The 25,876-nt window shown below is 66.5% G+C and carries 19 protein-coding genes; 4 read left to right on the forward strand and 15 right to left on the reverse strand.

Annotation, left to right across the window (positions count from 1 at the left end; translation table 11 throughout):
• Positions 1 to 57 precede the first annotated feature (57 nt).
• The 5 genes from ABIC17_RS03300 to ABIC17_RS03320 all read right to left on the reverse strand — a co-directional run bounded on the left by ABIC17_RS03300 (position 58) and on the right by ABIC17_RS03320 (position 7,899).
• Positions 58 to 2,475 (reverse strand): hypothetical protein, encoded by a 2,418-nt coding sequence (locus ABIC17_RS03300; protein WP_354279212.1) that lies wholly within the window; start codon positions 2,473 to 2,475, stop codon positions 58 to 60.
• A 154-nt stretch (positions 2,476 to 2,629) separates the two neighbouring features.
• Entirely contained in the window at positions 2,630 to 3,358 is a 729-nt protein-coding gene (locus ABIC17_RS03305; RefSeq protein ID WP_354279213.1) for an extensin-like domain-containing protein, read from the reverse strand.
• Between the two features lie 51 nt (positions 3,359 to 3,409).
• Positions 3,410 to 5,119 carry an NAD-dependent malic enzyme gene (locus ABIC17_RS03310; protein WP_354279470.1) on the reverse strand — a complete coding sequence of 570 codons (1,710 nt, stop codon included), beginning with the start codon at positions 5,117 to 5,119 and terminating at the stop codon, positions 3,410 to 3,412.
• The gene (locus ABIC17_RS03315) at positions 5,037 to 6,524 is read right to left on the reverse strand and encodes an alginate export family protein (protein WP_354279214.1); all 1,488 of its coding nucleotides are present in this window, start codon (positions 6,522 to 6,524) and stop codon (positions 5,037 to 5,039) included. Before ABIC17_RS03315 ends, ABIC17_RS03310 begins: the two co-directional genes overlap by 83 nt.
• 19 nt (positions 6,525 to 6,543) lie before the next feature.
• Positions 6,544 to 7,899 carry a dicarboxylate/amino acid:cation symporter gene (locus ABIC17_RS03320; RefSeq protein ID WP_354279215.1) on the reverse strand — a complete coding sequence of 452 codons (1,356 nt, stop codon included), beginning with the start codon at positions 7,897 to 7,899 and terminating at the stop codon, positions 6,544 to 6,546.
• Between the two features lie 228 nt (positions 7,900 to 8,127).
• Here ABIC17_RS03320 and ABIC17_RS03325 point away from each other — a divergent pair, with 228 nt between their 5' ends.
• Entirely contained in the window at positions 8,128 to 9,849 is a 1,722-nt protein-coding gene (locus ABIC17_RS03325) for a sensor histidine kinase (protein WP_354279216.1), read from the forward strand.
• Entirely contained in the window at positions 9,846 to 11,159 is a 1,314-nt protein-coding gene (locus ABIC17_RS03330) for a sigma-54-dependent transcriptional regulator (protein WP_354279217.1), read from the forward strand. Before ABIC17_RS03325 ends, ABIC17_RS03330 begins: the two co-directional genes overlap by 4 nt.
• Here the strand turns inward: ABIC17_RS03330 and ABIC17_RS03335 are convergent.
• Positions 11,156 to 11,740 carry a hemerythrin domain-containing protein gene (locus tag ABIC17_RS03335; protein WP_354279218.1) on the reverse strand — a complete coding sequence of 195 codons (585 nt, stop codon included), beginning with the start codon at positions 11,738 to 11,740 and terminating at the stop codon, positions 11,156 to 11,158. The two genes, ABIC17_RS03330 and ABIC17_RS03335, sit on opposite strands and share 4 nt — an antisense overlap.
• Before the next feature lie 87 nt (positions 11,741 to 11,827).
• On the opposite strand from ABIC17_RS03335, the gene ABIC17_RS03340 reads away from it, so the two are divergent.
• A complete protein-coding gene (locus ABIC17_RS03340) occupies positions 11,828 to 14,152 on the forward strand; it encodes a GH92 family glycosyl hydrolase (RefSeq protein ID WP_354279219.1) in 2,325 nt (774 codons plus the stop codon).
• A 189-nt stretch (positions 14,153 to 14,341) separates the two neighbouring features.
• A complete protein-coding gene (locus tag ABIC17_RS03345; protein WP_354279220.1) occupies positions 14,342 to 14,908 on the forward strand; it encodes an FxDxF family PEP-CTERM protein in 567 nt (188 codons plus the stop codon).
• Between the two features lie 54 nt (positions 14,909 to 14,962).
• On the opposite strand, the gene ABIC17_RS03350 is transcribed toward ABIC17_RS03345, so the two are convergent.
• The 9 genes from ABIC17_RS03350 to ABIC17_RS03390 all read right to left on the reverse strand — a co-directional run bounded on the left by ABIC17_RS03350 (position 14,963) and on the right by ABIC17_RS03390 (position 25,872).
• Positions 14,963 to 15,691, reverse strand: a complete 729-nt coding sequence (locus ABIC17_RS03350; protein WP_354279221.1) for an N-acyl amino acid synthase FeeM domain-containing protein — start codon at positions 15,689 to 15,691, stop codon at positions 14,963 to 14,965.
• A 258-nt stretch (positions 15,692 to 15,949) separates the two neighbouring features.
• On the reverse strand, positions 15,950 to 16,213 hold the full coding sequence (locus ABIC17_RS03355; protein ID WP_354279222.1) for a hypothetical protein: 264 nt from the start codon (positions 16,211 to 16,213) through the stop codon (positions 15,950 to 15,952).
• Positions 16,214 to 16,356: 143 nt separating this feature from the next.
• Entirely contained in the window at positions 16,357 to 17,670 is a 1,314-nt protein-coding gene (locus tag ABIC17_RS03360; RefSeq protein WP_354279223.1) for an MFS family transporter, read from the reverse strand.
• Between the two features lie 129 nt (positions 17,671 to 17,799).
• Positions 17,800 to 19,881: a flagellar biosynthesis protein FlhA gene (gene flhA / locus ABIC17_RS03365; RefSeq protein ID WP_354279224.1), complete on the reverse strand. Its 2,082-nt coding sequence runs from the start codon at positions 19,879 to 19,881 to the stop codon at positions 17,800 to 17,802.
• Positions 19,882 to 19,884: 3 nt separating this feature from the next.
• The gene (locus ABIC17_RS03370; RefSeq protein WP_354279225.1) at positions 19,885 to 21,186 is read right to left on the reverse strand and encodes a sigma-54-dependent transcriptional regulator; all 1,302 of its coding nucleotides are present in this window, start codon (positions 21,184 to 21,186) and stop codon (positions 19,885 to 19,887) included.
• Positions 21,187 to 21,190: 4 nt separating this feature from the next.
• On the reverse strand, positions 21,191 to 21,490 hold the full coding sequence (fliN, locus tag ABIC17_RS03375) for a flagellar motor switch protein FliN (RefSeq protein WP_492726138.1): 300 nt from the start codon (positions 21,488 to 21,490) through the stop codon (positions 21,191 to 21,193).
• Positions 21,491 to 21,596: 106 nt separating this feature from the next.
• Positions 21,597 to 23,195: a flagellar basal-body MS-ring/collar protein FliF gene (gene fliF / locus ABIC17_RS03380; RefSeq protein WP_354279227.1), complete on the reverse strand. Its 1,599-nt coding sequence runs from the start codon at positions 23,193 to 23,195 to the stop codon at positions 21,597 to 21,599.
• 137 nt (positions 23,196 to 23,332) lie between these two features.
• Positions 23,333 to 25,336: a putative bifunctional diguanylate cyclase/phosphodiesterase gene (locus tag ABIC17_RS03385; protein WP_354279228.1), complete on the reverse strand. Its 2,004-nt coding sequence runs from the start codon at positions 25,334 to 25,336 to the stop codon at positions 23,333 to 23,335.
• Entirely contained in the window at positions 25,333 to 25,872 is a 540-nt protein-coding gene (locus tag ABIC17_RS03390) for a heme NO-binding domain-containing protein (protein WP_354279229.1), read from the reverse strand. The genes ABIC17_RS03385 and ABIC17_RS03390 overlap by 4 nt, the downstream gene beginning before the upstream one ends.
• Positions 25,873 to 25,876: the final 4 nt, after the last annotated feature.

Below are 25,876 nucleotides of genomic sequence, written 5' to 3' on the forward strand. Positions count from 1 at the left end.
GCGATACCGGCGGCGCGTCCCGGCTGTCCAGACCGGAACGCGCTTTGCCCGAACGGTTTATCGCGATGACGTTGCGACCGTCGCGAATGCCTGCGGGGCATCGCGCAATTGCAGGAAGATCCGTCCGTCGCGGCTGGCGGTCGTGGTAATCTTCGGCGCGACGAACCCGTCCGGAATCTGCTGCATCGCATCGGGCTGTTCGCTCGCGCCCGCTGCCTTGACGAGGAACAGCCGATCCCCCGCGATCTGGCATTTGTCGCGCGCCGGGCAACTGACCGATCGAACGTCGGGCAGCCGCACGATCGTCGCGAGCGAGGTCCAGTTGGAGGCGCCGTCGCCCTCGATCACGCGGAACCGGACCGGACCATAAGCGAGCGCGCCAAGTGCCTCGATCGGCGAGAAGGCGACGATGCCGGTGCTCGCGTCCTGCAGGTCATAGCCCTTGCCGGCCTTGATGATCCCCGATGCGCGCCCGTCGGCGGTCGCGATCTCGATCGATTCCTGACCGTCGAGCGTTTCCATCGCATCCTTGTGGAAGGCGAAGCTGATCCGCGCGTCCTGTGCGAAGACGTCGTCGCTGCGCATCACCACCGGCACCATGCCTTCGTGCGTCGGCACCTGTCCGGCGATGTGGACCAGCGTCGCGCCCGTGCGTCGGCCCGCGATCGTCACGGGTACGGTCTTCTTGCGCCCGCCGCTGAACGCCACTTCCGCGCTCAGGCTGGTTCCCGCCCCGATCGTCTGCGCCTTGGTCGGATCGTCCGCGAGCAGCGTCAGCCGGTCCTGGTTATCGACGCGCGTCAATCCGCCAGGGTGGAACGACAATTGCCCCAGCGTCATGCCCTTCACCTGGTCGAGCCGCGCGCCCGTCAGGATCGCCTCGCTGTCGCCGGCATGGAAGATCAGGTCGTCGACGCTGCCCGCTTCTTGCAACGCGGCCAGCGTCACGACCGCGGGGGTGGTGCCCGATGCGCCCTCGATCACGATCGACACCGGTCCCGGTGCCATCTTGTCGAGCGGTAGCGTCGCAACGATCCCGCGCGTGCCCGCCTGCTTCCACGTAACGGGCTTGGCGGCACCGTCGCCACGGCGGAGCGAAACCTGCGTCACACAGCCTGCGCCGCCGCCGAGCACCTGCACGTCATTGGCGCGGCCAACCACCAGCGAGGTGCCGTCAGCGGTCTTCCAATTGTTCTGCTGCGGGTTGGACAGCGCGAAGCTCGGTCCCTCGAACGGGGTGAAGCCCCATAGTCCGTGGATCTGCGCCGGGATCGCGCCGCCGAACGGCCCCTCCGGGATCGCCTTGTCGAGGACATAGCCGCCGCGCCGCGCATCGGCGTGGATCGGCACGTCGACCAGCGTCCCGTCCGGGCGTTTCAATCGCAAGGCCATTTCGCGCGCATATTGCGTCGCATAGATCAGCGGCGCGCCTTCGACCGGTAGGGTCATGCCGGGCGATGCGCACAATGCGATATCGGGCGTGGACGCCCGCAGCGGGGGGGGCTTGGCCGCTTCCACAGCGGGCATCGCGACGACCATCACCGACGTCGGCTTGGAGAAGGACAGGGGCGTGTTGAGCAGCAAGGTCGTTCGGCCGTTGCTGATCTGCGACAGCGCCGGAATGAACTGCAACTGCGTCGACTGGAACGCGCCGAGCAAGCGGAACATGTCGCGCACCACGCCGATGTAGGAGCTGTACGAACCATAGCCGCCCGCCGGCGTCGCGCTCAGCTGGAACGCGAGATCGGTCGGCGCGCCCGCGAGCGTCGATGCCAGCTGCGAACTGTGTGTATCCGCGAGGAGCAGCGTCTCGCGGTCACCGGTGAGGCATGCCGCCTGCAATTCGGCGGGCTGCTGGAGGCACTCAGCCTTGAGTTTGATCGACAGGCTGCGCGTCAAATTCTGCGATGCGGCAGAGACGGCTTCGGGATTCTCGCGCTCGACCTTCAACGTTTCGCGCAGGAACGCATCGAGCCGCGCCCGATCGAGCGTCGCCTGGTTGAGTTCCTGAACCGCGCGAACGAATGCGCCCGGACGCTTGCGGACCGTGCTGATCACCGCATTCGCGCCACCGCCGCTTTCGGGGATGACGAGCAGCGCCATTTGCTGCGCGCCCTTGGGGACGGTCAGCGAGAAGTCCGCGCCCTTGCCCTTCCAGCTGCGTGCTTCATGGAACCAGTCCTTCGACGGCCGGTCGATCGCACCGCGCAGGAACCCCGCGACGATCCGGAAGCCCTCGGTCTGGTTCGCGGGCAGGTCGAGCTTGATCGACACCACGTCGCCTTCGACGAGGTTTGGGACGGACTCGAGCGGAAGCGTGATGTCGCCGTGCTTGACCGTGACGACGACGTTGGGCCCGACCAGATCGAACGACGAGGACGCGCCCAGCGTTGGCGACGTGGCGCACAGGGCCGCCATCGAGACCGCCAGAACGAGCGGTAACGATCGCGCGCGGCGCAGTACGGATTTCGGCATCGCTCTGAAAAGCATCAGATCTCCTGCTTCCGACCTGTGTTCACAATAAGGCCCGCGGCGGTGTTCAACGGTGCCGGACTTAACCTGTGTGCCACATGGCGCAAGGGGGCGCGGGCATCGGCGACGGTGATAGGGCCGGGTCCGCCACGCCCGATCAGCGGCAGGCGCGCCACCCCATGTCGCCACGATCCGCTTGGTCGAGATGCAGGTGATCGCGGTGCGCGGCGTTGTAATCGGGGGACAGGACGGTCGCGAACATGCCGCATCCCCCGTCGCGCGCCGCATGGAGGAAACGCCCGCGCGGATCGTCGCGCGACCAGTCGCGGAGTACCGAGATGCGGCGGCCATCGGTCAGGACGAAGGCGCTGACGTCGATCGCGTTGCCGGTCGAATGTTCGCTCCAGCTCCCTTCCTCGCGCCCGTACATGCGGCGACACGAATAGCTGCCGAAATGCTCGATCCGCGCGACCGTGGTGCCGAACAGGCGTTGCGCGGCGGGTTGTATGACATGCGCCTGCCACGCGACCAGCCCGGCCGTGACGGAGCAGGCGGTCGTCACCACGGGGCTTAGCGCTAGCATGTCCTGGCGCGCAGCGGTGCGGATGCTGTCGGGCGCGCGACATTGCGTCGGGCCGCGTGCGGGGATTGCCGTGAAACGCAGCCCGGCAGTCTTCAGCAGCGTAGCGCACGCCGCAGGATCACGCCCGAGCGCAGCGATCTTGCGCCCGGTGAACACCCCCGGCGGCTGGTCCAGCCGTAGTGGCGTCCACGGCAGGTCCTGCGGGGCAGGGCGAAACAGCGCGAACACGACCAGCGCCACCGCGGCACAGAGCACGAGCACGACGATCCGGCGGAGCCAGCGAAGAGCGATCGATACAACCATCAGCGCAGCCAACGCGGAAACAGGCGCTTTGGCTGCGCTGGTCTCCCACGATCAATCGTAGCGTGCCGCCCACATCGCGCCGCCGATATCGTTTTCCTGGACGACCCGGCATTCGGCTTGCGCAACGCCCTCGGCGATCGCCTGCCGCGCAACCGCGGTCGCGATCCTGAGCGCGATGTCGCGTAGATGCGTGATCGGGGGGAGCAACGTGCCGCCTTCGCCGTCCATCGTCGCAAGCTCGCGGGCGGCGGCCATGAACATGCCCTCGGTCACGCAGCGCGCGCCGACCGACAGCGCGCCGAGCCCGACGCCGGGGAAGATGAAGACGTTATTGACCTGCGTCACGCCCGCGACCCCGAACGGGCTGCCGGTGCCGACGATCGCGCGGCCGCCGGTCCAGTCGAACAGGTCGGTCGGATGCGCTTCCGCGCGCGAGATCGGGTTGGAAAGCGGGAAGATGATCGGGTGTTCGACACGCGCCGCCATTGCGCGCACCGCGGCTTCGCTGAACCCACCACTTTGTCCCGACGTGCCGACCAGCACTGTCGGCGCAACCAGCTCGATGGTGGCGAGCAAGTCATGCCCGTGCGGGTTGAACAGGTCGCGCGGGCTGTCGTGGCGGGCAAGCGCCATCTGCGATTCGGTCAGCCCCGGCATGTCGTCGACGATCAGCCCGTCGCGGTCGACCGCCCAGATCCGCGTACGCGCCTCGGCATCGCTCAAGCCGTCCGCAACCATCGCGCGGACGAGCAGTTCGCCGATCCCGCAACCCGCCGCGCCCGCGCCGAACAGCACGATCCGCTGGTCCGCAAGCGCGCCGCCGGTCCGCCGGATCGCGGAAAGCAACGTGCCGAGCGCGGTCGCCGCGGTCCCCTGGATATCGTCGTTGAAGCTCAGCAGCCGGTCGCGATAGCGATCGAGCAGGCGATGCGCATTGTGGCCCGCGAAATCCTCCCACTGGAGCAACACGCCGGGCCAGCGCTCGGCGACAGCGGTGACGAAGCTTTCGAGGAAGCCGTCATAGTCTTCACCCCGCACGCGGGCATGCCGCCAGCCGACGTACAGCGGATCATCGCGCCTGGCGGCATTGTCCGTGCCCACATCGAGCAGGATCGGCAACACCTCCGCCGGGTGCAGCCCTGCACAGGCGGTGTAGAGCGCGAGCTTGCCGATCGGGATGCCCATGCCGCCTGCGCCCTGGTCGCCGAGCCCGAGGATGCGCTCGCCGTCGCTGACGACGATAACCTTGACCCGGTCGAACGCCGGGTCCGCCAGAATGTCCGCAATCCGGTCCTGATTGGGATAGCTCAGGAACAGCCCGCGCGGTCGGTGCCAGATCTCGCTGAACCGCTCGCACCCTTCGCCGACGGTCGGGGTGTAGATCAGTGGCAGCATTCGCGGCAGGTCGCGCTGGACGAGCGCGTGGAACAGGATCTCGTTCGAATCCTGCAACTCGCGCAGGAAGGCGTAGCGATGGAAATCGTCCGCCATCCCGTCGAGCGCGCGCATCCGCCGTTCGATCTGGCTGTCGAGCGTGCCGATATGCGGCGGGAGCAAGCCATGCAGCCCGAACGTGTCGCGCTCGGTCTCGGTAAACGCCGTCCCCTTGTTGGTCAGCGGATCGGCGAGCAGCGCGCGCGCGGCGGCGTAGTAGGCGGGAGCGATGAGAAGGGTCCTTTCAGAAGCGCAGGCTGATCCAGCCCGCGAGGAAGTCCGAGCTCTTGTAGCCCGCGTCGTGCAGCGCAGGGCCGGCGTCGAGATGCTCGTAGCGCCCGGTCAGCGACACGCGCGGCGTCACCGCCCAGACCGCCTGCAAGCGCGAGACGTTGGCGATCCGCGCGGCGCGGAAGTTCTGCGTTCCCGCAAACGGCGCACCGCTCGCGCGGTACACTGCGTCGGTGACGTTGGCGCGCCAGTTGAGCGCATATTCCGCGGTCACGCGTAGCGACTTGGCCGGAGCCACGGTCACGTTGGGGGCGACCGTGACGAGGTTCGACGGCGTCAGGAACAATTGATAGCTGTAATAGATGTTGTTTCCGAACGGCGCATAGGCGTTGGCCAATGTCCGACCGCCATAGCCGCCGCCGCCGCTCGAATAGTCGAAATGGACGCCGACGCGCGGCGCGGTCTTGGCCTTTCCGACGCGGTAGGTCTGCGCCACGAAGAACTGCCAGGCATCGATCCGCTGGTCGATATAGGTGCCGAACTGGTGGTTGGCGGTCCAGTCGATCGTCACCGGGCCCGCGTCGCCGTAAGCATGAACGCCCGCGAAGAAGCGTTCCGCCGGCCCGATCCGCCCGCCCCACGCGCCGACCGAATTCTTTCGCCGCCAGAAGAACGGATCGACGAACAGGCTCGACCCGCCGAACGCGGTCTTGGGCACCGCAAAACCAAGCGACACGCCTGAGAAACGCCGCGCCGGATCGGTCACATCGTCGTCGGTGCCGAGATCGCCGTACGCCGTGGGCTTGAGATCGAACAGGTCGGCGCGGACGGTCTTGCCCTTGGCCCACAGCCGGATGCCGTTGAGCGTATAGCGGATCGTGTTGTTGTCGCGTTGCGACACGAGCAGGTTGGGCCCGTCGGTGAATTCCTGACGCCCATAGCGCGCACCGAGCTGGACCGAGCCGACGTTGACGTCACCTTCGACGAACGCCTGTTGGACGACCAAGTCATTGCGCAGGTTGGTCGCAGGGACGCCGAGTTCCACACCCGAAATGCCGCCGTGCGCCAGTTCAACATAGCCGCGCAGATGCGGCCCGACATGCAGGTCCGCACCGCCGACGATGCGGGTGATGTCCTGCCGCTGCGCCTTGCTCTCGCGCAGATTGGGGTTGGTCGTGTGGTTCATCCGCAGCCGCAACTCGCCCGACAGCGTCAAATAGACGTCACCGTTGGAATCGAGCGGCAGGAACTTGAGCCGGTCGAGCGGATCGTTGCGCTTCGCGGGATCGGCCATCCCGCGCCAGTCCTCGGCCCAGCGCGACAGGTTATAGCCGTTGGTGTTGGCGCCTTCGCCCCCGCCGGCGGCGGGGTAGCTGGTGGCAATTTCCGTCGCCGGGGCCTTTTCGCCGGCACTTACCTGCGCGTGCGCGCCGGAGGCGGCGAGGGCGGCATATGGCGCGATCAACGCCGTGGCGACACGCAGTCGCGAACCCATCATCATGGCAAACGTCCCTTGAAAGTCAGTTCGCGACGCCGAGCGTCACGGCAGCCGGGCTGGTCGGCCCGGGCGAGGCAACGGTCGTCTTGCCGGAGAGGGCGGCGTTGAGCTGCTCGACATCGAGCTTGCCTTCCCACTTCGACACGACGACCGTCGCGACCGCATTGCCGATGAAGTTGGTCAGGCTGCGGCACTCCGACATGAAGCGATCGACCCCGAGGATCAGCGCCATCCCCGCAACCGGCACCGACGGCACGATCGACAGCGTTGCGGCGAGGGTGATGAACCCCGCGCCGGTCACGCCTGCAGCACCCTTGGACGACAGCATCGCGACGCTCAGCAGCAGCAATTGCTGCCCCAGCGTCAGGTCGACGTTGCACGCCTGCGCAATGAACAATGCGGCCAGCGTCATGTAGATGTTGGTGCCGTCGAGGTTGAAGCTGTAGCCGGTCGGCACGACCAGCCCGACGATCGACTTGGGGCAGCCTGCGCGCTCCATCTTCTCGATCAGCGAGGGCAGCGCGCTTTCCGACGACGAGGTGCCGAGCACCAGCAGCAGTTCGGCCTTGAGGTAGAGGATCAGCTTGATGATCGAGAAGCCGGTCAGCTTCGCGACCAGGCCGAGCACGACCAGCACGAACAGCAGCGACGTCGCGTAGAAGGTCCCGACCAGCGTCGCCAGATTGGCGAGCGTGCCGACGCCATATTTGCCGATCGTGAACGCCATCGCGCCGAACGCACCGATCGGGGCAGCGCGCATCACGATGCCGACCAGCTTGAAGAAGGCGATCGACACGTCGTTGAGCAGGTCGAGCACCTTGGTGCCGCGATCGCCGATCAGCGCGAGCGCGATCCCGAACAGGATCGAGATGAAGAGGACCTGGAGGATGTTCCCCTGCGTCATCGCCGACAGGAAGGTGTCGGGAATGATGCCGGTCAGGAAGCCGGTCAGCGTCGTCTCATGCGCCTTTTCGGCATATTCGCTGATCTTGGACGTATCGAGCGAGGCGGGGTCGATGTTGAGCCCCGCGCCCGGCCGCACGACGTTGGCGACGATCATCCCGATGATCAGCGCGAGTGTGGAGAAGAACAGGAAATAGGCGAACGCCTTGCCCGCGACGCGGCCGACCGAGGCGAGATCGCGCATTCCGGCGATGCCGGTCACGATCGTCAGGAAGATGACCGGTGCGATCACCATCTTCACCGCCTTGATGAAGGCATCGCCGATCGGCTTCATCGCTTCGCCCGTCTGGGGGGCGAAATGGCCGAGCAGCACACCCGCGACGATCGCGAGGAGCACCTGGAAATAGAGTTGCGCGTACCACCGCTTGGGGGCGGCCGGCGGCTGTTCGCTTGCGGCGGGAATCGAAATGGTCATGGGGCCTTCATCCTCTGAACACGAGGTTCTGCTCTGCGGCGATACCTGTTGGGGGGAGTATCGCCCTGTCGGACGTGCGGCTAGACGTACTTTCGACAAACACGGGAAAAACGCGCGTTTGCGGGCTTTTGGGCGCAATTGGTGACGAAATGAGCGCCAATAGCTGCATTTCCAAAATCCATCATGTGCCGAAAGTTGCACATGATCGTCGACTTGCTAAGAGCGGCCATGGCTCCTGCCTTTCTTATTCGACGAGTCGGTCTGGCGGTCGTGGCCGCGCTGATCGCGCTGGCGGTCGGCTGGGCGGTCGGTAGCGTGATCGCGCACGCTGCACGGGAGCGCCTGGCGACATCGGTCGCGGCAGACGCCCGGTTGCGCGCGTCGCTGCTCGCGAGCGAGGTTGCGCGGTTCCGCTTGCTGCCGCTTGCGCTCGCGGACGATCGCGATGTCGTCGCGGCGCTGGCCAAACAGAAGGGCGCGACTGCGGCCCTCGATCGCAAGCTCGAACATCTTGCCGCCGAGACCGGTGCCGACGCGATGTACGTCATCGCGCCCGACGGCCATGCGATCGCGGCAAGCAACTGGAATACGACCAGGAGCTTCGTCGGGAGCGATTATCGTTTCCGGCCGTATTTCCAGCAGGCACGTCGCGGCGGCGAGGCGCGCCAGTTCGCGCTTGGCACGGTCAGCAACCGCCCCGGCCTCTATTTCGCACGCCGTACGGCGGCGGGGGGCGTCGTCGTCGTTAAGCTCGACTTCGCGTCGATCGAGCGCCAGTGGGCGGCGGCTGGCGGCATCACCTATGTCACCGACCCCGCCGGACTGATCCTCATCGCGAGCCGCCAGACGTGGCGTTTCGCGATGACACGCCCCTTGTCCCCCGCCGAACGTGCCAGCGCCTTGCGAGTCAGTGGTGCGGCGGCGCTGCTGCCGGTGCCTTTCCAAACCACGAATGCCGATCGGATCCGCGTACCGGGCGAGAAAGGCACCTTGCTCGTCGCGCGGACCGCAGCCGATCCCGCCGGGTGGCGCGTCACGCTCGCGCAGCCGACGCGCGCGGCAGTGGACGACGTCGCCCGCGCGGGTGGCATCGTCGCCGGGCTGCTGGCGTTCGTGCTGCTGTGGCTGGCCAATGCCGCCCGGTCGATGGCGCGCCGTCGCGCCGACCGGACCAGCCGGCTCGAACAGGCGGTCGCCGAGCGCACCGCCGCGCTTCGCCACGAGATCGAGGAACGCACCCAGCTTGAAACGCGCGCGGCCACGCTTCGCGAGGCCTTGCGCCAGGCCAACCGGCTGGCGACGCTCGGGCAGATCACCGCGAGCGTCGCACATGAAACCGCGCAGCCGGTCGCCGCGATCCGCACTTATGCCGCGACCGGCGAGACACTGCTCGATCGCGGCGCGACCGAGGACGTTCGTGCGAATCTGCGGGCGATCGCGCGCCTGACCGAACGGATCGGCGCGGTGACCGCGCAACTGCGGGGCTTCTCGCGCAAGGCGAGCGGTGAAATCGGCCCGGTGCCGCTCAGCGAAGTGATCGAGGGCGCGCAACTCATCCTGCGCGAACCGCTATCGCGCATATATGTCGACTGGCCCGCGGTCGCCGCGGACCTACGCGTGATCGCGGGGCGGATCCGGCTCGAGCAGGTGTTCGTCAACGTGCTGCAGAATGCGACCGAGGCGCTTCTTACCCAGCGGGACGGCGCGATCGTGGTGACGGTCGACTCGCAATCCGAACGCGTCGCGGTGCGCATCCGCGACAACGGCCCCGGCATCGCTCCCGACATATCCCAGCGGCTGTTCACCCCGTTCGCGACGAGCCGGACCGCAGGGCTCGGGCTCGGGCTGGTGATTGCCAAGGACATCATGGAGGATCTCGGCGGCACCTTGCGACTTGTTCCGGGGCCAGGGGGCGCGTGTTTCGAGATCGTGTTGCAGAGGGCGTCATGACCGCCGCACCACCCCGCGTCGCGTTGATCGAGGATGATCCGGATCTTCGTGTGTCGACCACGCAATTGCTGTCGCTCGCCGGCTTTGCGGTCGACGCCTATTCGGACGCAGCCCCTGCGCTCGAGGCGATCCAGCCCGATTTCGCGGGCGTCGTCGTCACTGACGTGCGGCTGCCGCACATTTCGGGCACCGAGGTGTTCGAACTGTTGCGCGCGCGCGATCCGAGCCTGCCGGTCATCCTGATCACCGGGCATGGCGACGTGGCGATGGCGGTATCCGCGCTGAAGGCGGGGGCGTGGGACTTCCTGACCAAGCCGTTCGATCCCGACGTGCTCCTCGCCGCGGTCGCGCGCGCGTCGACCGCGCGGACGCTGGAACTCGACAATCGGCGGTTGCGGGCGGCGGCGGCGGGCGCGTCGGAGGACGATGCCGGCGATGGCCTGATCGGACGCTCCCCCGCGATCGAACGGCTTCGCGCGATGATCCCGATGCTGGCCGACGCGGATATCGACTTGCTGATCGAGGGGGAGACGGGGACGGGCAAGGCGCTGCTCGCACGCCGGATCCATGCGGCGGGAAAGCGGCGGCGACACAGGCTGCTCGGCGTTGCGTGTGCGGCCTATCCCGACGCGTTGCTCGACACCGATCTGTTCGCGCGCGTCGGTACGGGCAGCGTGGTGGCGGCGAGCCGCGGGACTCTGCTGCTCGACGATCTCGATCAGGCGTCGCGTGCGTTGCAGGCGCGGCTGACCGCCCTGGTCGAGGCGCGCGCACTGGTCACGCCGGGCGCGCGCGATGCGGTGCCGATCGACCTGCGCGTGATCGCCACTGCGGACGAACCGGGCGCGCGTGCCGAGGATGCGATCGCCCCAGCCTTGTTGTACCGCGTCGCCGGGGTCCGCCTCAGGGTGCCGCCGCTGCGCGAACGCCGCGAGGATGTGGTTCCGTTGTTCGCGCATTTCGTGGCGGAGGCGGCGCGACGGATCGGACAGGCGGTGCCGGCGATGACGGCGGCGGCGCAACATCATCTCGCGACGCACGACTGGCCCGGCAACGTTCGCGAACTCGCGCATTATGCCGAGCGTTTCGTGCTTGGGCTCGACACGGTCGCGGATGTCGCCGAGGTGCGTCCGGCCAGCTTGCCCGAACAACTCGATGCCTTCGAGCGGGCCACGATCGTCGCGGCGATGGCGGCGGCGAGCGGCGAGGTCGGTGCGGCGATCGACCGTCTCGGCATTCCGCGCAAGACCTTTTACTACCGCGTCAAACGGCTCGGGATCGAACTGGGGCCGTTGAAGCGCCCGGGCTAGCCGACGCTGCGTTCACCGTGTTCGAGCATTGCCGGGATGACCAGGTCTTCCTCGTCCGCCAGATGGCGCGCGAGCAGCTGGATCAACCGATCGGTCGCATCGGCATATCCGTCGTTCGCGGTCTGCGCCGCACGCGCACCGCGCGGCAGTGCGACGACCAGCTGGCGCGCGGCGTCGAGCGATGTCACCAGGGCACTGTGGATCAGTTCGTGATCGTTTTCGAGCAGGTCGAACCCTTGCTGCATCCGCGGATCAAGCTGGCGGAACTTGGGGAAATAGACCGCATCCTCGATCTGATGGTGCCCCTCGAGATGCTGCAGGAAATGATTGAACCGCGGCACGAACGCCTGCTGGAAGGCATTCGCGTCGAGTCCACCTTCCCGAAATGACTGCGTGATCTGCTGCAACTGGTCGCCCTGCTGGCGCAAACTGGCATGAACCTGCAGCCAGAAGTCGGCGAGTTCGCCGAAATTGTGGTGATCCCGCCACTGCGGTGCAGGATAGGCCTCGCGCAAATACGCGATCGTGGCAGGCAGACCTTGGCGGCTTTCAAGCAACCATTCATTTGATTCGTCGCCCATCTGAAGGATTTAGGGGACGAAACGAGTCAAACGCAACAGCGAACCGACCCCCTTTCCAACAGCGCTACCGTTTGCTCTACCGTTTCCATGACCATTGCCCGCAGTCTCACCGCACTCGCCCTGTCGTCCGCGGTCGCCATTGCCGCTCCGCTCGCGGCGCAATCGACCTACGATCAGGTGGATCCGATGATCGGCACGGGCGGGGAAGGGCATACCTTCCCCGGTGCGGTCGCCCCGTTCGGGATGGTCCAGCTCAGCCCCGATACCGACACCACCCATGTCGTGCGCGACAGCTACAAATGGGCGGCGGGCTATCGCTATGACGATCCGACGATCCAGGGCTTCTCACACACGCATTTCTCGGGCGCGGGCCATTCCGACCTCGGGGATTTCCTGGTGATGCCGGTTGCGGGCGATACGGTGTCGCTCGAACCCGGTGACGCGGCCAAGCCGGGATCGGGTTATCGCTCGCGGTTCGACCATCGCAGTGAGGTCGCGGCACCCGGCTATTATGCGGTGACGCTCCGCGACGCGGGGGTGCGCGCCGAAATGACCGCGGGAACGCGGGTCGGGGTGCATCGCTATGCCTTTCCCACGGGCAAGGCGGCGCATCTCGTGCTCGACCTGCGCAGTTCGCTCTATACCTATCCCGGCAAGGTCCTGTGGTCGTCGGTCCGCCTGCTGCCCGACGGGACCATCGTCGGCGCGCGCCAGACGCGGGGCTGGGCGCCCGATCGGCACTTGTTCTTCGCGATGCGCTTCTCCGCACCACTGACCGATCATGCGTTCGTGAGCACCGAGCGCGACGTGCCCTACAAAGGCTTCCAGGGGCCGGGGCGCGGGAGCGATGCGCTGGCGGAACGGACCGGGCGGGCGCTGGTCGCGCGGCTCGACTTCGGGCAACTGACGCGACCGCTCGAAGTCCGGGTTGCGATCTCGTCGGTCGACGAGGCGGGAGCGATCGCCAATCTCGCGAGCGAGCCAGGCGATTTCGATACGGTCCGCGCCCGGACGGTGGCGGCGTGGCACAAGGCGCTCGACGTCCTCACACTGCAGGCACCCGCACCGATGCAGCGCAATGTTGCGACTGCGCTGTACCACAGCCTGATCGCGCCGTCGGTCGCCGGAGATGCCGATGGCAGGTATCGCGGGCCCGATAACCAAGTCCATCTGGCGAAGGGCTATACTTTTCGCTCGACCTTCTCCTTGTGGGATACGTTCCGCGCCGAGCATCCGTTGCTGACGCTGGTCCAGCCCGCGACGACGACGAGCGAAATCGTCCAGTCGCTGATCGCCAGCCGCATGGACAGTCCCGATGGGATTCTCCCCGTCTGGCAATTTCAGGGGCGCGAGACGTGGACGATGATCGGCTATCATGCGGTCCCGGTGATTGCCGACGCCTATCTCAAGGGCATTCGCGGCTTCGACGCCAACGCCGCGCTCGACGCGATGGTCGCCAGCGCTTCCTACGACGCGTACGGCGGGCTCGGCGACTATAGGAAGCTCGGCTACGTCCCGATCGACCGCGAACCCGAGGCGGCGTCCAAGACCGTCGAATATGCGTTCGACGACTGGACGATATCGCGCATGGCCGCAGCGATGGGGCGCAAGGACGTCGCGGCGACCTTCGCCAGACGCGCCGGGAATTGGCGCAACAGCTTCGATCCCAAGAGTGGGTTCGTTCGCGCGCGCAAGAGCGACGGCGCGTTCCGTGTCCCCTTCGATCCGACCGCGATCAACTACGGATCGGATTATACCGAAGGCAATGCGTGGCAATATAGCTGGTTCGTGCCTCAGGATCAGGCCGCGCTGGTCAGCGCGCTCGGCGGCGACAAAGCCACCGTCACCAAGCTCGACGCGATGTTCGACTACGACAATTCGAAACTGGACTACAGCCATGCCGAGGACATTGCCGGGCTGATCGGCCAGTACATCCACGGCAACGAACCGAGCCACCATGTCGCCTATCTTTACAGCTACGCCGGCGCACCGTGGCGGACTCAGGCGCGGCTCAAGCAGATCGTCGAGAGCCAGTACCACCCGACCCCCGACGGCTTGGCCGGGAATGACGACCTCGGGCAGATGTCGGCGTGGCTCGTCTTCACCGCACTGGGCTTTTATCCGGTGACTCCGGGCAGCCTCGAATATGTCATCGGGCGTCCGTTCGTCGATCGCGCGGTGCTCGCGCTGCCGGGCGGCAAGCGGTTGACGATCATCGCTGAGGGCCTCGACCCGGCGCACCCCTATGTCGGCGGCGTGACGCTGGACGGGAAACCCGTGACCAAGGCGTATCTGCGCCACGACCAGATCCTTGCGGGTGGCGAATTGCGCTTCCGGATGCAGGCCACGCCGAACAAGCGCTGGGCGAGCGCTCCTTCGGAGCGCCCGTTCTCGACGAGCGGGCATCGATAAATATTCTCACCGCGACGGATCGAAAAGCGTGCTCAAGCGTGTCGCGTCAGAGGGTAAAAGTGGGGGCGACTGACCCCCCTGTCAGCAATTTTTACACATCGCTCTAAGGGTTTATCGGCGTTTCCCACAAAACCGGCATTGGCACGGTCTTTGCGAGTAAGGTTTCGTCAATCAGTTGGAGTGATGTTAATGCGTACCAAGTTCCTTTCCGCCGTCGCCGCCGTCGCAGTTGTCGCGATCGCAAACGTTGCACCGGCTTCGGCAGCAGTGTTCCCCGTCGGCACCGTTACCCCGGGCGTTGGTTCGTTCCAGGCAGCAGAAGGCCCGAACGGCACGTACAACGGCGCAATCTCGCGTATCGCCATCGGCGCTGGCACGTTCAGCGACACGTTCACGTTCACGCTGCCGACCTCCGGCTTCGGTAGCGGTTCGGTGATCAGCTCGACCGTCCTGATGAACGGCGTTACCTCGCTGACCTTCTCGTCGGTGAAGTTCAACGGTATCGACCTCGCAATCGGTTCGAACGGCAACCTGGTGTTCGCTGGTGGCGACGCTCTCCCGGTTGTCGCTGGCCAGCTGAACACGCTGCTCGTTTCGGGCACGTCGCAGGGCGGCGCTTCGTACGGCGGCAACCTGACCTTCATTCCGTCGGCAGTTCCCGAGACCGCAACGTGGATGATGATGCTCGCCGGCTTCGGCATGATGGGTGCGGGCCTGCGCTATCGTCGTCGCAGCTCGACCGTCGCTTTCGCCTAATCGCGCTAAGCTAGGAAAGGCCGCCGGTGAAAACCGGCGGCCTTTTTTTGTCCGTCAAAGATCGGGCAGGAAGACCTTCACCAGCGCGTTGCCGTTCCGGGCACGATGCACCGAACCTTCCGACGTCAGCTCGTCCGCCAGTTCCAGCGCATCGTCGCGCGAGAAGAACAGCGCATATAGCGATCGCGGCGTCGCATCGGACGACAGATCGCCCATCGCGGCGTCGATCCGCCGGCGAATGCTCGAGATTTCCAGCCACATCAGTTGCGACGGCGCACCGACGCTGGCGTTGGTGCGCGGCGCACCGATCGGCTTGAACCCCAGCATCGCCTCGTAGAACCGGCGATGCCGCGGATTGACCTCGATGAACAGGTCGGTGCAGCGATGGTGGTGATAGCCGTAGATGAACACGATGTGGAACAGCGCCGCCAGCAGCGGCTTGGACGGAAGACCCGTTTCGAACGCGAGGCGGCTGAGTTCGCAGATCTTGCGCCCCGGGGTTTCGCGGAACGGGTTGAGTTCGTCGGCGAAGATCTTGTCCGCGGCGAGCCCGGCATCCGAATCCACCACCAGGGTCACGGTCCCCAGCACGCGCGCTGCGTCGGATGCGGTGAAGGTCGCGCTCGCGCGGTGCGCGGGGAGCGTGTGATGGCTGCCATATCCCCGCCACGCGTAGCGGCGGTTGATCAGCGAGCAGGCATCTTCCCGGCGATCGGTCGTATCCGCAAGCTCGATATCGATCGCGGTGTCGAATGCGCCGGCGGCAAGTCGGGCCCGCTGCACGGTCGTGCCACGATCCGTTGATCGTGACCCTAGCGAGCCCATCGCTCTCGTCGAAAAAAACGCCTCTGGTTGCACAGACATCGCAAACCCCCAAAATTCAGCACGCATGCCGATCGATCTGGGGGCTGGGTCCATAAGATACTGTTTACGGATCGCCTATCCAGACGATCCGGAATTGCCCAACGGGGTTAACAAACGCTAGGCTTTTGAACGATGTGGTCGGTCAAACGTGCTGTTTGTAAGGTTAACGCGACGCCACTACTTGCTCGCGCTATTAAAAGAAACGGCGGTTCGTACAAAAGGATGGTCGTGCCGAAAGTGCGACACCAGCGCGACATAGGGCACCGTCGGCGCGATCGATTCGCGGCAATGCAGGTGCTGCGCGAAGGTCGCGGTGCGGTACTGCGTTCCGTCGACCCAGGCAGTATGCCGGACGCCATCGGCCCGATCGAACGGGCAGGCGGCAGGTGTCGCGTTCACGGCACCAAATCCCGCCTCGAAGGCATCGATCAGTTCGTCCATATATCGGTCGCACAACATGATCGTTAAACCTCGCGTTCACCCTTGGGTTCCGACTGGGTCAGGAATTGCGATCAAACGTATCATAGTCGCCCGTTCGCGCAAAATCCGACGGGAAACCGATCGCGCCCGCGGACTTCGCCGTGTCATCGGGCATCGTCCAGCGGGTCCGTGTCGCGCGTATTGCGCATCAACAGCGCGGTCACGAATGCCACCGCGCAAATCGCCGTGACGTACCAGTAAAAGCCCGACTCGTTTCCTGCCTTCTTGAACGACAAGGCGACATATTCCGCCGAGCCTCCGAACAGCGCGTTGCCGATGCCGTACGCCAGGCTCACCCCCAGCGCGCGGACATGGACCGGGAACAGCTCGGCTTTGAACAGCCCGCTGATCGACGTGTACAGGCTGTTGATCGCCAGACCCGCCAGCACAAGCGCGAACGCAGCGCTCGCGCTTTGCACGTTGGCGAGTAGCGACAGCAGCGGGACGGTGGCCAGCGTGCCCAGCGCGCCGAACAGCAGCATGTTGGTGCGTCGCCCAATCTTGTCCGACAGGATGCCGAACACCGGCTGGAGCAGCGCGAACGGGATGAGCACCGCGGTCATCACCCAATTGGCGGTCTTCGCGTCCATCTGCGCCGTATTGACCAGATATTTCTGCATGTAGGTCGAGAAGACATAGAACATCAGCGATCCGCCGGCGGTCAGCCCGAGCACGGTGAGGAACGCGCGCCAGTGCGGCAGCAGCCCGCGCAGTGTCCCTGCATCGGGGTGCTTGGCGTCGGTATTGGTCGTCTCATGCAGCACGTGCCGGAAGAGAAGAATCGTCAGCGCGGCGACCGCGCCGATCGCGAAGGGGATACGCCAGCCGAACGCCTTCATCTGCTCGACGTCGAGCACTTGTTGCAGGATCAGGATCACCGCCAGCGCAAGCAACTGTCCGCCGATCAGCGTGACATATTGGAAGGATGCGAAGAAGCCGCGCCGCCCGGTAAAGGCGATTTCGCTGAGATAGGTCGCCGCGGTGCCATATTGCCCGCCGGTCGAGAAGCCCTGGATCATGCGGCCGAGCAACAGCAGCGCAGGCGCGAACGCGCCGATCGTGGCGTAGGTCGGCAGGGAGGCGATCAGTGCGGAACCGACCCCCATCAGCAGGATCGACACGACCATCGCACGACGGCGTCCATGCTGGTCGGCAAATCGCCCGAAATACCATCCGCCAAGCGGACGCAGCAGGAAGCCGACCGCGAAAATGCCGGATGTTCCAAGCAACTGCGCGGTACGATCGCCACTCGGGAAAAACTCGCTCGAGAAATACAGCGCAGTGAAGGCATAGACGTAGAAGTCATACCATTCGATCAGATTGCCCATCGATCCGGCAACGATCGCGCGCGCGCGTCCCGCCGTGCTGAGGTTGGCGGTTGTTCCTTCGGTCGGGATGGCTGGCTGGGGTGGTGTCATTCCCGGCTTCTGAACCTTCAACGCGCGCGCTGCAACGACATGGCAACAAGACGTTGCAATGATGGGACGATATCTTCACGTGATCGATCTTCTCTACCACGCGGCAGCGCCGTTTCGGGCGCGCTTCAATCAGCCGATACTCCCGAGCGCGCGCACCCGCGCCCGCGCGTGGATTTCGTTCTGCGACAGGACCACGGTCGCCGGGCGGACACGCTCGATCACCGAGCGGACGAACGGGCGGATCGAGGGGTTGGTGAGCAGGCACGGGATCTCGCCCTCGCCCGCCAACCGGTCGAACGTCTCGCGCACCGCGGCGATGAACCCCTGGAGTGCGGAGGGGGCCATCGCCAGCTGGCGCTCGTCGCCCTGGCCGATGATGCTTTCGGCGAAGGCCATGTCCCAGTCGGGGGACAAAGTGACGATCGGGATCGCGCCATCCATCGCCTGCTGCGCCGAAATCTGCCGCGCGAGGCGGGCACGGACGTGTTCGGTCATCTGCGTCAGATTGGCGGTGATCGGCGCGGCCTCGGCGATGCCCTCGAGGATCGTCGGGATGTCGCGGATCGACACGCCTTCGCTCAGCAGATTCTGCAGGATGCGTTGCACCCCCGAGACCGAGATCCGCGACGGCACGATCTCCGCGACCAGCTTGGCCGAATCCGGATGGATTTCGCCGAGCAGCTTCTGCACTTCGGTGTAACTCAGCAGATCGGCGATGCTGCCCTTCACGAGTTCGGTCAGGTGCGTGGTGATGATCGTGCCGGCATCGACCACGGTCAGTCCGCGGAACCCCGCTTCCTCGCGCAAGTCGCGGTCGATCCACAAGGCGGGCAGGTTGAAGACGGGTTCGCGCGTCGCTTCGCCCGGGATGCCGACCTGGCCCCCGCCGGGATTGATGACGAGCAGCCGGTCGAGCCGGATCTCGCCGCGCGCAGCCTCGGTTTCCTTGATCGTGACGAGATATTCGTCGGGCTTGAGCGCGAGATTGTCGATGATCCGCACCGCGGGCAGCACGAAGCCGAACTCGGTCGCCATCTGCCGCCGAAGCGCGCGGACCTGATCGTCGAGCCGCGGCTCGCGCGCGGCATCGTTGATGATCGGGAGCAGGCCGTAGCCGATCTCGATCCGCACCGCGTCGATCGCGAGCGTGCGCGAGATCGGTTCCTCGGCGCTCGCGGACTCCGCCGCCTCGGCCGCCGCGCTGGCGGCGGCGGCGCGCGCGGCATTGACGGTGGCGGCGCGCGACAGCGACCAGGCGGCATAGCCCGCCAATCCGGAGAACAATGCGAACGGCACGAACGGCAAGCCCGGGAGCAGCGCGAGCGCGCCCATCAGCGCGGACACCATGCCGAACGCCTTGGGATAGCGCCCGAGCTGTTCGCCGAGCGCGGCACCGGTCTTGCCCGCGATCCCGCCCTTGGAGACGAGCAGCCCCGCCGCCATCGACACGATCAGCGCGGGGATCTGGCTGACCAGCCCGTCGCCGATCGTCAGCAGCGTATAGGTGTGGAAGGCTTCGCCGAACGGCACACCGTGGATCGCGACGCCGATGATCAGCCCGACCACCACGTTGATCGCGGTGATCAGCAACGCGGCGATCGCATCGCCCTTCACGAACTTGGAGGCACCGTCCATCGCGCCGTAGAAGCCGCTTTCGGCCTCGACCTCGGCACGGCGGTCGCGCGCCTGTTGTTCGGTGATCATGCCGGCGGACAGATCGGCGTCGATCGCCATCTGCTTGCCCGGCATCGCATCCAGGCTGAACCGCGCAGCGACTTCGGCGATGCGCCCCGCACCCTTGGTGATGACGACGAAGTTGATGACGACGAGGATCGCGAAGATGGTGAGCCCGATCACGGTCTCCCCGCCGATCAGGAATTCGCCGAACGCGCCGATCACCCCGCCTGCCGCCTGTGCGCCTTCATGGCCGTGCGCGAGGATCAACCGCGTCGACGCGAGGTTGAGCCCCAGTCGCAGCATCGTCGCGATCAGCAGGATCGTCGGGAAAGCGGACAATTGCAGCGGCTTTTCGATGAACAGCGCGGTCATCAGGATCATCACCGACAGCGTGATCGACAGCGCAAGGCCGAGGTCGAGCATCCACGCGGGCATCGGCAGGATGAGCATCGCGATGATCGCGACCACGCCGATCGCGAGCGCCATGTCGCGGTTCGCGCCGATCCGCGCGAGCATCTGGTTGAGCGCGGGCATCGCTTACAGCGCCGGGGTCACGGCGATTCCCGCCTCGACGAAGGTTTTCAACTTGTTGCGCATCGTCCGCACCGAGATGCCGAGGATCTGCGACGCCGATGTGCGGTTGCCGCGGCACCGTTCCAGCGTCAGCAGGATCAGGTCGCGTTCGACGTCCTCGACCGTGCGGCCGACCAGCGCGCCCATCTCGGCCGGGCCGTTCCCGCTCGCGGCGCTTGCGGCGATGCAGGAACCGTCCGCCAAGACCAGGGCGTTAGGCAGAATCTCGGGTCCGGTGCTCAGCAATACAGCGCGATGCATCACGTCCTGGAGTTCGGCGACATTGCCCGGCCAGTCATAGCCGCCGAGCAAGCGACAGGTCTGGTCCGCCAGCAGCGGATCGGCATGGCCTTCCGATGCCGCGAAGCTCGACGCAAAACTGCGCGCGAGCAACACGATATCGCCGCCGCGCGCGCGCAGCGGCGGCAGCACGATCGTCGCCAGCGCAAAGCGCGCGAGCAGGTCCGCGCGGAACCGCCCGGCATCGACCAGCGTGTCCAGCGCGCGGCGCGCGCTTGCGATCATGCGCGGGGCACCAGGCTCGTCGATCGCGCTCAGCAGGCGTGCCTGCAAGGCGGCGGGCAAAACCTCGATATCGCGCAGGAACACCGTGCCGCCGCGCGCGGTCGTCATCGCGCCACGCCGTTGTGCGCGGGCGGTGGGGAAGGCGGTGCCGTCATGGCCGAACAGTTCGTATTCGAGAATGTCGGGGGCGACCCCGGCGCATTCGATCGTCACGAACGTCCCGCCGCCGCGCCCGGCCTGATGAATCGCCTGTGCAACACGTTCCTTGCCGGTGCCGCGCTCGCCGGTCAGCAAAATCGGGGCGTGGCTCGCGCCCATCGCGCGGGCAAAGTCGAGCGCGCGCCGGAAGGCGGGATGCTCGCCGATCAGCGGGCCGACCGGAAGCGCGGCGATCTCGCGGATCGCCGCGGCGATCAGCTCGCGATCGGGGGGCAGGGGCACATAATCCCGCGCGCCCGCGCGGATCGCCGCAACCGCGCGCGCCGCCGACGCATCGATCCCGCACGCGATGACGGGAACCGCAAACCGCTCAGCGGCAAGATCCGCAAGGAACCCGCAGACGTCGGTCGCGATGTCGATCATCACCAGCGCGGCGCCCTGTTCGCGCAGGCACGCAAGCGCCGCCTCGACCGTGGTCGCGGTCGCGACTTCGGCGCCTGCGTCGCGCGCCATTCCGGCGGCGACGTGAAACGCGCCATCGGCGGGGCCGACGAGCAGCATCCGGACGATCGATCCCGCCACCCGCTCAGCGCCCCGCCCGGACGATTTCGGTCAGCGTCACGCCCAGCGCATGATCGACCAGCACGACCTCGCCGCGCGCGACCAGCCGGTCGTTGACGAACACGTCGACCGGTTCGCCGACACGCCGGTCGAGTTCGAACACCATGCCCGTCGACAGGCCGAGCAGATCCCCGACGGGCATCTGCGCGCGGCCCAGCACCGCCTGAACCTTGACCGGAACTTCGTGCACCGCCTCCAGCCCGGTCGGTCCGGCGTGATGCGGGCTCGCGGGGAGATCGTCGAGCTCCTGGAAGACCGACGCCATCGCATCGTCCCCGCCGCCGCCCAGCATCGCGAGATCGTGCGACACCGGATCGCCTTCGGGAAAGGGCTGGTCGGACATGCTCTGCTCCATCATGCGTTCATCCCCATCATGCGTTCATCCACTGCCTGAGCACCGCTGCGGCTTCGGGCGGGCTTGCCGCCACGCTGTCCCCGATCTTCTTGAGAACCGACGCCTTCACGCGGCCATCGACTTGCGCGACGGTAATTTCATGGTCGAGCAACGGCTGGTCGCTTTGCGACGCCTGCAAGGCTTCGAGCTGGCGCAGCGCCTCGGGATCGCCCCCCGCCGCCTGTTCGGCGATCGCGAGCATCTCGGCTTGCTGGTCCGCGAGCGCGGCTTGCGCGGCTTCGGGGTCCTCCGCCGGAACCGGCTCGCGGCGGGCGCGGATCATGCGTAGCGCGATCAGCCCGACCCCGGCGATCACCAGCAGCTTGATCAGCCCGATCACCTGATCCGACGTCACCACCGACCACCATGCGCTCTTGCCGTCGGCCAGCGCATCGTCCGCGGCGAACGCCATGCTTTCGATGACCACGCTGTCGCCACGTTGCGCGTCCAGCCCGACCGTATTTTCGACCAGCCGGGTCAGCCGCTGGATCTGCGGCGCGGGCAGTCCCTTCGCCCCGCCGTCGACCATCACCGCCACCGACAGTCGGTTGACCTTGCCGGGCGCGCGGACGACCACGCTGTGCGTCGCGCTGTTCGAATAGGTCGTGTCCTCGGATGTTTCCTTGCGCGCGGTCTGGCGCGTGTCGCTGCCGCCAGTCGCCGGAGGTTGCCCCTGCGCTTCGGGCAGCTGCGTCGCGACGCTCGCCGCGCCGGTGCCCTGCAGCTCGCGATCCTGGTTGTCGCTGTCGACCGTCACCTGATGCGCGATGACTTGCTTGTCGGGATCGAACACGGTCGAATCTTCGCGCGTCTGGTCGCGCTCGATCTGCGCCGACACTTCGGCGCGCACCTTGCCCTGGCCGACGATCGGCTCGAGCAAGGCGATGATCTGGTCGCGCAGTTTCGCCTCGACCTGCGCTTGGCGAGTGTCGGCATCCGCGCCGCTCCCCGCGTTCGCCTCGCCCGCCCGCGCGAGCAGCGCGCCGGTCTGATCGACGATCGACACCGCTTCGGGGGACAGTTCGGGAACCGCGGACGCGACCAGATAGCGGATCGACTGGATCGTCTCGCCGGGCAGGCGACCGCGCGTCTTGACCGTGACCGCAGCGGACGCGCGCCGCGCCTCGGCGGCGAACATCTGGCGCTCGGGCATGACGAGATGGACTCGCGCATGCGTCACTGCGTCGATGCTCTGGATCGATCGCGCGAGTTCGCCCTCGATCGCGCGGGTCTCGTCCATCTTGGCGCGCGACGCGGACACGCCGAACGGCTGTTCGGCATCCAGCACGTCATAGCCGATCTTGCCGCCCAGCCGGTCCCCGGCGAGCGTCATGCGGAGTGCCGCGACCTTGTCCTGTGGTGCCATCACCGCGCTGCCGTCGGCGGACAATTGGAACGGAATGTTTTGCGCGCGCAGCTTCTCGCCGATCGCGGCGGCGGCGGACGGGTCGAGGTCGGTGTACAGGAACGCCATCGTGCGATCCTCGCCCCGCAGGGCGACCGCGCCCAGCACCGCGAGCAGTGCCGCGGCGACCACGCCCATGATGATCAGGCGTTTGGGCCCCAATTGGGCCATCAGATTGCGGACCTGCTCCAACCCCGACCCCGTTGCTTTACGAGGCAGTGGCCCCGCTTTGGCAAATTATAGGCAGGATGCAGGGCGGCAGGTCTTGCCGGGGGGAAAAACTTGCCGGGTCGGGCCCGGCTGGGCGATCAGCGTTCGAGCAGCGCCGCGGCGTGGCTGGCGAGGGCGGGGCGGCCGAAATGATAACCCTGGCCGAGCTCGCATCCCAGTTCGATCAGCAACTGCGCCTGTGCCGGGGTCTCGATCCCTTCCGCGACGATCGTCATCCCGATCGTCCGCGCCAGCGCGACGATCGCGCGGACGATGCCGTCCCCCTTGCCCTGGCCGTCCATCGCCATGACGAAGCTGCGATCGATCTTGAGCACGTCGAACGGCAGCCGGTGCAGCGACGACAGCGACGAGAAGCCCGTGCCGAAATCATCGAGGCTGGTTTGTACGCCCCATTTGCGGATCTCCTGGATCACCGCGCACGTATGCTCGATATCGACGATCGCGGTGCTTTCGGTCAGTTCCAGCCGGATCCGCGTCGGTTCGACCCCCGTTTCCAGGACGATCTGGCGGACTCGCGCCGCAAACCCCGGTTGCGCGAACTGGCGGGCGGCGATGTTGATGCTGATGAACGGGGCTTGCCCACCGGTCGCTGGCCAGCTGGCGGCGGTGGCGCATGCTTCGCGCAGCACCCAATCGCCAAGGAACAGGATCAGTCCGCTGCTCTCCGCAACGTCGATGAAGTCGGCTGGTAGCAGTCGACCCCGAAGCGGATGGTTCCAGCGAATCAAGGCTTCGAACCCGCGAACGGCCTCGGTTGCATCGAGCGTCACGATCGGCTGGTAATCGAGTTCGAACTCTTCGCGTTGGATCGCGTCGCGCAATTCGTTGGTCAGCCGCGCCCGATCCCGCAGCGTTTCGCCGAGCGCGTCGGTGAATCCGACGGTCCGGCCACGCCCGCCCGCCTTCGCCTCGTACATCGCGAGATCCGCGTCCCGCAGCAACTGGTCGACGTTGACGTGTGCGGCGGAGCCGATCGCATAGCCGATCGACGCGCCGACGTGCGCGGATTCGCTGGTCGAGCCGAGGTTTTCGTCGAGCGCGCGGTGAAGCGCAGTGGCGATCATGTCGATCACGCCGCGCGTGGCGAGATCCTCGCCGGCGAGGTCCTCGACGAGGATCGTGAATTCATCGCCCCCCATGCGCGCCGAGGAGAAGCGCACGCCACCAAGGCCACACCCCCCTGCCGTTTCCAGCCGCGCCAGCGCGTCGCGCAACGCCCGCGCGACGCGGATCAGGACGCGGTCTCCGGCATGATGACCGAGCGTATCGTTGACGAGCTTGAACCCGTCGAGATCGAGCACCAGCACCGCAAGCGCATGACGGCGCGCGGGGGCGAGGCGCTCAAAGCTTTCCTGCAACCGGTCGTTGAACAGCGCACGGTTCGGCAGGCCGGTCAGCGGATCGTGGAGCGCATCGTGGATCAGCGCGCGTTGCGCACGGTCGCGTTCAAACACACGGCCCAGTTGCACGCCCGCCTGTTCGAGGATCTCGACGATCTCGGGATCCTCGGTAACCGTTTGCCGCATGTAGAATTCGAGGATGGCGACGACCTCATCCCCCGCCAGCACGGGGAACGCACATCCTGTCCCCAGGTCGCAGTGCAGCGCTTCCGCCGCGCGGACGAACATCGATGAGTTACCGAGATCGGCGATCCATTCCGACCGGCCTTTTGCAAGGACGCGACCCGGCAGCCCCTCGCCGGTCGTGAAGCGCGCCCGGCGGGACGCCTCGATGAAGGCCATGACGCCGCTTGCGTCGGTCGCCCGCCAGATGTCGCAGCCCTCGACGTAGCTGCGGTCTTCCGACACCATCAGGACGTTGCCGATCGTCCAGTTCATCCGCTCGCAGATCGCCTCCAGCGCCGCCGCCAACGCCTCGGGGATCGTGCGTGCACGGTTTGCGACGCCGGTGATGTGCTGGAGCAATTGCAGCCGCTGCTTGCTGTCGTACAGCGTGCGCAGGCCATGCTCCGCGATCCGTTCGGCTTCGAGCCGAGCGGTGCGCTCGCGGTGTGCGGCGCGTTCGGCGCGCGCGAGGCGCGTCTCGACCGATGGTGGTTCCGCCACCAGGGCGTGTATCATCCGTCCCACCGCACCCGGATGCGGCACAGGGGGCTGTCGTCGAGCATGCAGGCAAGATGCGAGATCGTCACCCGTTCCCCATAATAGGTTGCAGCCCCCTGGATAAAGCCCTCCGCCAGCGCGCACAGCCGCCTTGGGGACTGATAGCCGATGATCAGATCACCCTCTGGCGCGGTGCTGAACTGGAAATGCGGGCAGCCCGCGCCCGAATAGAGTTTGCGGACTTCGGGGTGAATGATCTCGTTGACGCTGAGGATAAAGCTGCGCGCGCCGGGATGCCCCTCGAAGAACACGCCGTAGCGCTCGGCCAGCAGCGGGATCGCGGCGGTGCCGAACCAGCGCAGCACGTCGGCGGGCGTCGCATTGGTCGCCACGGCTGCCGTGTCGACCAGGGCGAGCAGTGTCTCGTCAGGGTAGCTGCCAAGTGAAGTGAACGCGCCGTCGATTCCTGCCGCGTCGATCAGGTCGGTCCATGTGTCCGGCCCGTGCTCGATCGCGACGGCATCCTCCAGGAGGTTGAAGATGACACCTTTCATGGAC

The sequence above is a fragment of the Sphingomonas sp. PvP056 genome (assembly GCF_040549155.1).
Classification (GTDB): Bacteria; Pseudomonadota; Alphaproteobacteria; order Sphingomonadales; family Sphingomonadaceae; genus Sphingomonas.

Bases quoted from the DNA above. Each gene is read 5' to 3' on its own strand.
- ABIC17_RS03320 (WP_354279215.1), bottom strand. From the start codon at position 7,899: ATGACCATTTCGATTCCCGCCGCAAGCGAACAGCCGCCGGCCGCCCCC.
- ABIC17_RS03390 (WP_354279229.1), bottom strand. From the start codon at position 25,872: ATGAAAGGTGTCATCTTCAACCTCCTGGAGGATGCCGTCGCGATCGAG.
- fliF (WP_354279227.1), bottom strand. From the start codon at position 23,195: ATGGCCCAATTGGGGCCCAAACGCCTGATCATCATGGGCGTGGTCGCC.
- ABIC17_RS03315 (WP_354279214.1), bottom strand. From the start codon at position 6,524: ATGATGATGGGTTCGCGACTGCGTGTCGCCACGGCGTTGATCGCGCCA.
- ABIC17_RS03385 (WP_354279228.1), bottom strand. From the start codon at position 25,336: ATGATACACGCCCTGGTGGCGGAACCACCATCGGTCGAGACGCGCCTC.
- ABIC17_RS03325 (WP_354279216.1), top strand. From the start codon at position 8,128: ATGGCTCCTGCCTTTCTTATTCGACGAGTCGGTCTGGCGGTCGTGGCC.
- ABIC17_RS03330 (WP_354279217.1), top strand. From the start codon at position 9,846: ATGACCGCCGCACCACCCCGCGTCGCGTTGATCGAGGATGATCCGGAT.
- fliN (WP_492726138.1), bottom strand. From the start codon at position 21,490: ATGGCGTCGGTCTTCCAGGAGCTCGACGATCTCCCCGCGAGCCCGCAT.
- ABIC17_RS03360 (WP_354279223.1), bottom strand. From the start codon at position 17,670: ATGACACCACCCCAGCCAGCCATCCCGACCGAAGGAACAACCGCCAAC.
- ABIC17_RS03305 (WP_354279213.1), bottom strand. From the start codon at position 3,358: ATGGTTGTATCGATCGCTCTTCGCTGGCTCCGCCGGATCGTCGTGCTC.
- ABIC17_RS03355 (WP_354279222.1), bottom strand. From the start codon at position 16,213: ATGGACGAACTGATCGATGCCTTCGAGGCGGGATTTGGTGCCGTGAAC.
- ABIC17_RS03340 (WP_354279219.1), top strand. From the start codon at position 11,828: ATGACCATTGCCCGCAGTCTCACCGCACTCGCCCTGTCGTCCGCGGTC.
- ABIC17_RS03335 (WP_354279218.1), bottom strand. From the start codon at position 11,740: ATGGGCGACGAATCAAATGAATGGTTGCTTGAAAGCCGCCAAGGTCTG.
- flhA (WP_354279224.1), bottom strand. From the start codon at position 19,881: ATGCCCGCGCTCAACCAGATGCTCGCGCGGATCGGCGCGAACCGCGAC.
- ABIC17_RS03300 (WP_354279212.1), bottom strand. From the start codon at position 2,475: ATGCCGAAATCCGTACTGCGCCGCGCGCGATCGTTACCGCTCGTTCTG.
- ABIC17_RS03345 (WP_354279220.1), top strand. From the start codon at position 14,342: ATGCGTACCAAGTTCCTTTCCGCCGTCGCCGCCGTCGCAGTTGTCGCG.